This is a genomic window from Dissulfurimicrobium sp., assembly GCF_049968175.1.
GTDB classification, from domain to species: Bacteria; Desulfobacterota; Dissulfuribacteria; order Dissulfuribacterales; family Sh68; genus Dissulfurimicrobium; species Dissulfurimicrobium hydrothermale.
This window is the reverse complement of record NZ_JBMFRG010000082.1, coordinates 1-6848: the sequence shown is the minus strand read 5'-3', so window position 1 is coordinate 6848 and position 6848 is coordinate 1. Positions and strand designations below refer to the sequence as shown.

Sequence of the window (6848 nt, the reverse complement as noted above, 5' to 3'; positions counted from 1 at the left end):
GTCTCGCTGTGCTGTTCTTTAACAAGTCTTTCCACTGTATCAACTACGTCTTGGATGGAATTGAGCTTGACCTGCCCGTCAGGGATGTCGATGTCAAATTCATTCTCAAGGGCGAAGAGGAAATCAACCTTGTCGAGGGAGTCAAGCCCCAAGCTGTCGATGGTCATCTCTGGTCTTAACGCATCTTCCTTAAAATCAAAGTTTTCGAGAAATACCTTTTTAATCCTTTCTAATGTCTGCATCTCGTTTGAATTCTTTCCTTAAGTAAATTCCTGTTGAGAATAACAGGTATGGCCCTTATGCGCCGCATCGCTTAAGCAGACACCCAAAGAGCTCAATAAAGAGGTCCATCTCTTCATAGCTGATGGTAAGGGCCGGTGCAAGGGTGAAGGCGTTTTTGTAATATCCTCCGACATCGAGCACAAGGCCGTATCTTTTCCCGTTAATCCCTATGTCACCCTTCATGCCCTCCTGGAATATAGCGTCGGTAAGGACCCTGTTTGGCGTAATGCCGTCTGTTTCGGTAAGCTCAACCCTGATAGCAAGACCCAGTCCGTCGACATCTCCAATTACCGGATGCCTTTTTTTAAGATCTTTTAGTCTGGATAGAAGATATGCACCTTTTTCGGCGACAAGGGCCTCTATATTGTTGCGGCTTATATAGTCCATAACAGCGAGACCAGCAGCGGCGCCAAGGGGATTGCTTGAAAAGGTCGAGTGTGTTGAACCTGGGGGAAATATCTCAGGATTGATAAGTTCTTCCCTTGCCCACAGGCCTGAGAGCGGATTGAGGCCGTTTGTAAGGCTCTTGGCGAATGTTACCACATCGGGTCTGGTGTTAAAGTGCTCTATGGCCCAGAGTTTTCCTGTGCGGTAAAACCCCATCTGGATCTCGTCATCCACAAGGAGTATCCCGTACCTCTTCAATATCTCGCTGAGTCTCTGGAAATATTCAGGCGGCGGGACTATATATCCGCCAGTCGCCTGAATGGGCTCTATGTAAAACGCCGCATACTCGACTTCGTTGTCTTTTTTGTCTATCACGCCGTAGTATTCACTCTCAAAGAGACGTTCGAACTCCTTTATGCAGTAATAGTCACAGGTTCCACGCTCCATTTTGTAGAAGCAGCGGTAACAGTAAGGAAATGGGATAAACGCCGCCCTGTTTGCAAAGTGTCCGTATCTCCTTCTGTATCTGAAACTGCTCGTTATCTCAGTCGCGCCAAGGGTGCGGCCATGATAGCCGCCCATGAATGCGAACATAAGGGATTTGCCGTCTTTGAAATTTCTAATGAGCTTCAAGCTGTCTTCAATAGCCTGGGCCCCACCTACATTGAAATGCACCCTGCCCTTCTTTCCGAATCTCTTCTCGGTCTCCATGGCGATCCTGGCTGCAAGCATGATCTTTTCTTTGTGCAGGTACTGAGACGCCACCTGAGGGAGGGTCGCCATCTGGCAGTTATGGGCCTCTTCTATCTCCTTGTTTCTGTAACCAAAATTCACGGCCGAATACCACATCTGCATGTCGAGATAAGGCCTGTCTTCAATGTCAAAGAGCCACGATCCCTCGCCTCTCTTGAAAATGATCGGTTCTTTTGAATAGTGTACGGTATCTCCATAAGAGCAATAGCGGCTCTCGAGCTCTAGGAGCTCCTTTTTCGTTATATTATATTGCATCCAGGCTGTATCCCTTCTTTATCTGTAGTTCTTCCTGAGACAGGAACAAATTTCAAGAATGCCTTGAAATCCCTCTCGATCTCGGCAAAATCTGCAAATTCTGAATATGCTATCCCTATCGTCCGGCAATAATCAGTAAGTTTACCCTTAGAAAAGACATAAGACGCCTTACCTGCCAGACAAAAATCGCTGCGGCCGTCGCCGATATGTATAATCGGCCGCCCACAGGCAAGCATGTCTGCAGTTCTGCATTTGCATGTGCCATTCCTGCAACCTTCACTTGAATTAAAGATCGTCTTCAATCCATGGCCACAGGTCGACAAATCGTTAGCATATATGGGGACGCCATCAATACCCGCCTTCTTGAATATGCTGTCGATAATACATCTAAACCCATCGCTTATAACCGCAAACCGTATGTCCATCCTCTTCAAAAAACCGACAAAATCAGCAAAGTAACGGTCTATCTGAAGGCTGCAGGCATATTTAATAATCCTTTCAAGCGGCTGGTCTATCAACGACATCTGAAGGGAAAGACACTCTCGTGATCCGATTTGCCCGGCCTCCCAGAGCCTTTCAGCCTCCTCCCAACCAGATCTGGCAAATTCCTTTATAACCGCATCGGTTATATCAGAGGCGGTTATGGTACCGTCGAAATCAATAGTTACAAATATGTCAACCCCCTGTAAAAACGTCACTATATCATTTGGTTTCTTCATTTCTGGTTTCTTCATTTCTCGACACATCTTCCTTTTTTGGCTCAAGCATGGATCTATCCTTAATTATTATCTCCATCCTCTATAGCCTTTTTAAACTCGCGGATGCTCTTTCCAAGCCCCTCACCAAGTTGGGGCAGCTTGCCGGGCCCAAAAATAAGCAAGGCGATCGCCAAGATTATCAAGAGATGCATGGGTTGAAACAGTCCTTCAAACATACCGCCTCCTTTGCCCTTTTGTTTATAAAAAAGGATGGGGAAAATTATATTTTTAAATAAATAAACGCTAAAGATTAACGGAATATTTCATAGGGATTACATGGATGTAAATTGCCACCTTTTCTTGGCATTAGTAAAGCAAAAATCTCGACCTCAGCCTCAAGAATTCTTCCATATCCCTATGCCATAGGGATTCGATTCCCTCAAGTCCATCTCCTACCTCGACCGCCTTTCTTACGGTCTCGCTTCCGATGATCAAATCAATGGGTAGCCGCTCAAAATCATATTCATAAGGCGGTTCCCTCCACTGAAAGTCAATGGGATGGAGTTTCTTTGCAAGTGAAACGATAGACAGCGTAGTTAAATACGGACGGTAACGGCGCTTGTCAATCACATGTATTTGAAAACCTCGGCACCTTTTTCCTGCCCACTTGTGGAAGGTTGGCTCAAAATATTGCTCTCTCAGAACAAAACCAGGAAGTGCCAGCCTCTCGACAGCGGACTTGAACCGTACGATATCCAAATATGGGGCACCGAAGACCTCGAAAGGCCTGGTGGTCCCCCGGCCCTCCGACAGATTCGTCCCTTCAAGCACCACCTGGCCTGGATATACCAGGGCGGTATCAACAGTCGGGATATTCGGAGACGGCCAGATCCACGGAAGACCTGTATCCTGGAAATCCATGTCCCTGCGCCACCCATCCATTCTGACTACATGGAGCTCAAGATCAAGGTCTTCGAGCCAGACAAAAAATCTTGCAAGCTCACCCACTGTCATGCCATGCCGCATCGGTATGGGGGCAAGACCTACAAATGACTTAAGCCCTTCATCCAGGAGGTTTCCTTCTACGAGACAACCGCCTATTGGATTAGGGCGATCAAGGACGACCATACCTATGCCAGCCTTGGCGCAGGCCTTCATGGCAAGATACATGGTCCAGATGAAGGTATAGACCCTGCAACCGATATCCTGAATATCTACAAGAAAGAGTTCTATATCATAAAGCTGCCACGGCTCAGGCACCCTTGACCCACTATATAGGCTATAGACAGGTATGTTTAATCCTGTGTCCCTCTCATGGGGGGATTCCACCATGTTGTCCTGTTTTTCAGCGAAAAGACCATGTTGAGGCGTAAAGATTGCCCTCAGTTGCCCTGGAAAACGGGTATTTATGAGGTCTTTTGCATGTCTCAACGAGGCGTCAACCGAGGCCTGATTGCATAGAAGCCCTAAGCGCCGACCCATTATCCAACCAGGCGGATCCGACAAAAGGCGTTCGAGTCCGACGCTGATGCAAGTCACAGTCTCATCACCATACCATACGCACCTTTAAGCCCCGTTCGTTCAAGTATTCCTTGATCTGGCGTACGGTATACGTGCCATAATGGGTCATCGAGGCAATAAGGGCGGCATCCGCCCTTGCTTCGGCAAGGACCTGATAAAGATGTTCAGGGTGGCCTGCACCGCCTGAGGCAATGACGGGTATGCCTACCGACTCTGAAATCATCCGGGTGAGGTTCAATTCATAGCCCTCCTGCGTCCCATCCGCGTCTATGGAGTTTAGACAGATCTCGCCAGCACCGAGCCTTTCGGCCTCTTTAGCCCACCAAAGTGCATCGATCCCCGTATAAATACGCCCTCCATTGATGACTATCTCATAGCCAGACGGGATCTTTGCAGATGTCTCTACACGCTTTACATCCATCCCAAGGACTATGCATTGATTCCCGAAGGCCTTTGCGCCTTCGCTTATAAGTCCAGGATTTTTTACCGCAGCGGAGTTGACGCTTACCTTCTCGGCCCCGGCCAGAAGCACCTCGCGCATATCCTCTACGGTTCTAATCCCTCCCCCTACAGAGAATGGAATGAATATCTCCCCGGCTACCTGGCGTACCACATCAATCATGATGGGGCGATGATCGCTTGAGGCGGTTATGTCATAAAAAACAAGCTCATCCGCCCCTTCTTCGTAATAAAACCTGGCCATAGCAATCGGGTCACCGATGTCAACATTACCTTTAAACCTTATGCCCTTAGTGGTCTTTCCATCCCTTACATCCAGACATGGTATGATCCGTCTGCTCAGCATCATGGCCTCCACTTGCAGAAGTTTTCCAATATCTTCAGTCCAGGCCGACCACTCTTTTCAGGATGAAATTGTACGGCCACAAGGCTCCCCTTGGCCAGTGCAGAGGAAAACTTTACGCCATATTCAGTTAACCCCATGATCAAACGCTGTTCAGCAGGATCAGGATAATAGGAATGTACGAAATAGTATTCTGAATCCTCATGACAACCCGTAAATACAGGATGCATCCCTATCCATTCGACCCTGTTCCACCCCATGTGCGGTATCTTAAGACGCGCATTACCATCAAAAAGGGGATCAGGGAATCGTCTGACCCTTCCCGAAATTAGACCAAGACAAGAGGCTCCATCTTCTTCGCTGTATTCAAAGATTATCTGGGTGCCGAGGCATATGCCTAGGATAGGCCTTGAGGCTGCAAAGGCCTCTTTCAAAACATCATCAAGACCGAGAACCTTAAGCTCCATCATGGCCCGGCCGGCCGCACCAACCCCAGGGAATATGATATGATCAGCCGTCATGATCTTTTTACGATCATCGGTTATTTCACATGTAAAACCGAGATATGTCAGCGCCCTTGCCACGCTGGCAAGATTCCCTGCCCTATAGTCAATAATCGCTATCATGGCGATTAACTTAAACACATAAGGCCCTTTGATTCAAGCTTTTTGGAGGGTTGCCACCTGTTTATCGGTTTATTATTGACAGACCTGCTAAGCATACCTACATTGGAGATTGTTTTGAATCTGCTTAATCGCCTCTAAATATGCCGAAAGGAGATAAAAAATGGATAAATTGACTGCAGGCTTAAAATCGACAAAAAGACATATACCATCTTGCGTATTTTTGGTGTCGCTGCTGTTCTTGCTCTCCGGCTGCGGTTACAACACCATTCAACAGCAGGATGAGGCAGTCAAGGCTGCATGGGCAGAGGTGTTGAATCAGTATCAAAGGCGGGCCGACCTTGTCCCCAATCTCGTAAAGGTCGTCCAAGGCTATGCAGCCCATGAAAAAGGTGTCCTAACGCAGGTCACAGAGGCCAGGGCAAAGATCGGAAGCATACAGGCATCAGAAGAACTCCTGAGGAATGAAGAGGCCTTCAAGCGCTTCATCAAGGCCCAGGCGGAAATGACATCGGCCCTATCAAGACTTCTAGCCGTCTCCGAAAACTATCCCCAGCTAAAGGCCGACGGCCTCTTCCGCGACCTACAGGCCCAGTTGGAAGGCACTGAAAACCGCATAGCGGTGGCAAGAAACCGCTATATAAAGGCAGTAGAGGCCTATAACGTGACCATACGCTCCTTTCCTAGCAACCTAACTGCCAAGGCCTTCGGATATGCCCCAAGACCCACCTTTCAACCGGAAAACGAAGGTGCAGTCTCCAAACCACCTGCGGTTGATTTTGACATCCATACCAATGAGAAGGCCATACCCGCATCAAAATGACCCTATCGAGGCGAAAGGCGCTGCACTTCATCGCAGCGCAACGGCTTCTTCTATGTTTATTTGCCTTATTTGCGCTGTTGCTTTCGGCAGCAGCCTATGCACAGGGACTCCAGCCCATTCCAGAACTCAGCGCCCGCGTTACCGACTTGACGGGGACACTTTCGAACATACAAAAGACGGAGCTCGAATCAAAGCTTGCAAAACTTGAAGAGAAAAAGGGCAGTCAGATAGCTATCCTGATGGTGCCTACCACAAAGCCTGAGGATATAGCATCCTTTTCAATCCGCGTGGCCGAGGCCTGGCAGCTTGGCAGAAAAGGGGTTGACGACGGCGTCCTGATACTGGTAGCTAAAAACGACAGAAGAGCCCGTATAGAAGTAGGCTATGGGCTCGAAGGGACTATCCCCGATGCAGTTGCCAAAAGGATCATAAGCGAGATCATGGCGCCGCGTTTCAAAGACGGTGACTACTACGGAGGATTGTCGGCAGCAGTAGATGCACTGGCTGGGTTCATAGAAGGGGAACCGCTTCCGGTGCCTAATATGCAAAAGACCCCTGCGACTGCACAGACAGGTGCGGCAGGATTCTGGCAAACACTCGTCTTAATCATCCCGTTCATGATCATACTGGGTATTGTTACAGCCAGAATATTAGGCCGCATCCTGGGTGGCTTGATCGGTTTTTTTGTTGCAACCATGGCCGTT

9 protein-coding genes are annotated in these 6848 nt (G+C 48.4%); 2 read left to right on the top strand and 7 right to left on the bottom strand.

What is annotated here, in order from left to right; translation table 11 throughout:
- The 7 genes from ACP5SG_RS09010 to hisH all read right to left on the bottom strand — a co-directional run.
- Positions 1-242 (bottom strand): phosphopantetheine-binding protein (locus ACP5SG_RS09010; protein ID WP_428123755.1); only part of this gene is annotated, 242 nt, incomplete at its 3' end.
- 55 nt (positions 243-297) lie between these two features.
- Positions 298-1677: an aspartate aminotransferase family protein gene (locus ACP5SG_RS09005; protein ID WP_428123751.1), complete on the bottom strand. Its 1380-nt coding sequence runs from the start codon at positions 1675-1677 to the stop codon at positions 298-300.
- Complete coding sequence (locus ACP5SG_RS09000) at positions 1662-2411, bottom strand: MtnX-like HAD-IB family phosphatase (RefSeq protein ID WP_424661740.1); 750 nt, start codon at positions 2409-2411, stop codon at positions 1662-1664. Before ACP5SG_RS09000 ends, ACP5SG_RS09005 begins: the two co-directional genes overlap by 16 nt.
- A 44-nt stretch (positions 2412-2455) precedes the next feature.
- The gene (gene tatA / locus ACP5SG_RS08995; RefSeq protein ID WP_424661741.1) at positions 2456-2611 is read right to left on the bottom strand and encodes a twin-arginine translocase TatA/TatE family subunit; all 156 of its coding nucleotides are present in this window, start codon (positions 2609-2611) and stop codon (positions 2456-2458) included.
- A gap of 130 nt (positions 2612-2741) precedes the next feature.
- Entirely contained in the window at positions 2742-3914 is a 1173-nt protein-coding gene (locus ACP5SG_RS08990) for an exo-beta-N-acetylmuramidase NamZ family protein (RefSeq protein WP_237888030.1), read from the bottom strand.
- 7 nt (positions 3915-3921) lie between these two features.
- A complete protein-coding gene (gene hisF, locus ACP5SG_RS08985; protein ID WP_428123758.1) occupies positions 3922-4701 on the bottom strand; it encodes an imidazole glycerol phosphate synthase subunit HisF in 780 nt (259 codons plus the stop codon).
- Complete coding sequence (hisH, locus tag ACP5SG_RS08980; protein ID WP_424661742.1) at positions 4701-5342, bottom strand: imidazole glycerol phosphate synthase subunit HisH; 642 nt, start codon at positions 5340-5342, stop codon at positions 4701-4703. The genes hisF and hisH overlap by 1 nt, the downstream gene beginning before the upstream one ends.
- A gap of 142 nt (positions 5343-5484) precedes the next feature.
- On the opposite strand from hisH, the gene ACP5SG_RS08975 reads away from it, so the two are divergent.
- On the top strand, positions 5485-6144 hold the full coding sequence (locus ACP5SG_RS08975) for a LemA family protein (protein WP_237888028.1): 660 nt from the start codon (positions 5485-5487) through the stop codon (positions 6142-6144).
- The coding region (locus tag ACP5SG_RS08970; protein WP_428123743.1) for a TPM domain-containing protein at positions 6141-6848 on the top strand (708 nt) is incomplete at its 3' end. The genes ACP5SG_RS08975 and ACP5SG_RS08970, both read left to right, overlap by 4 nt.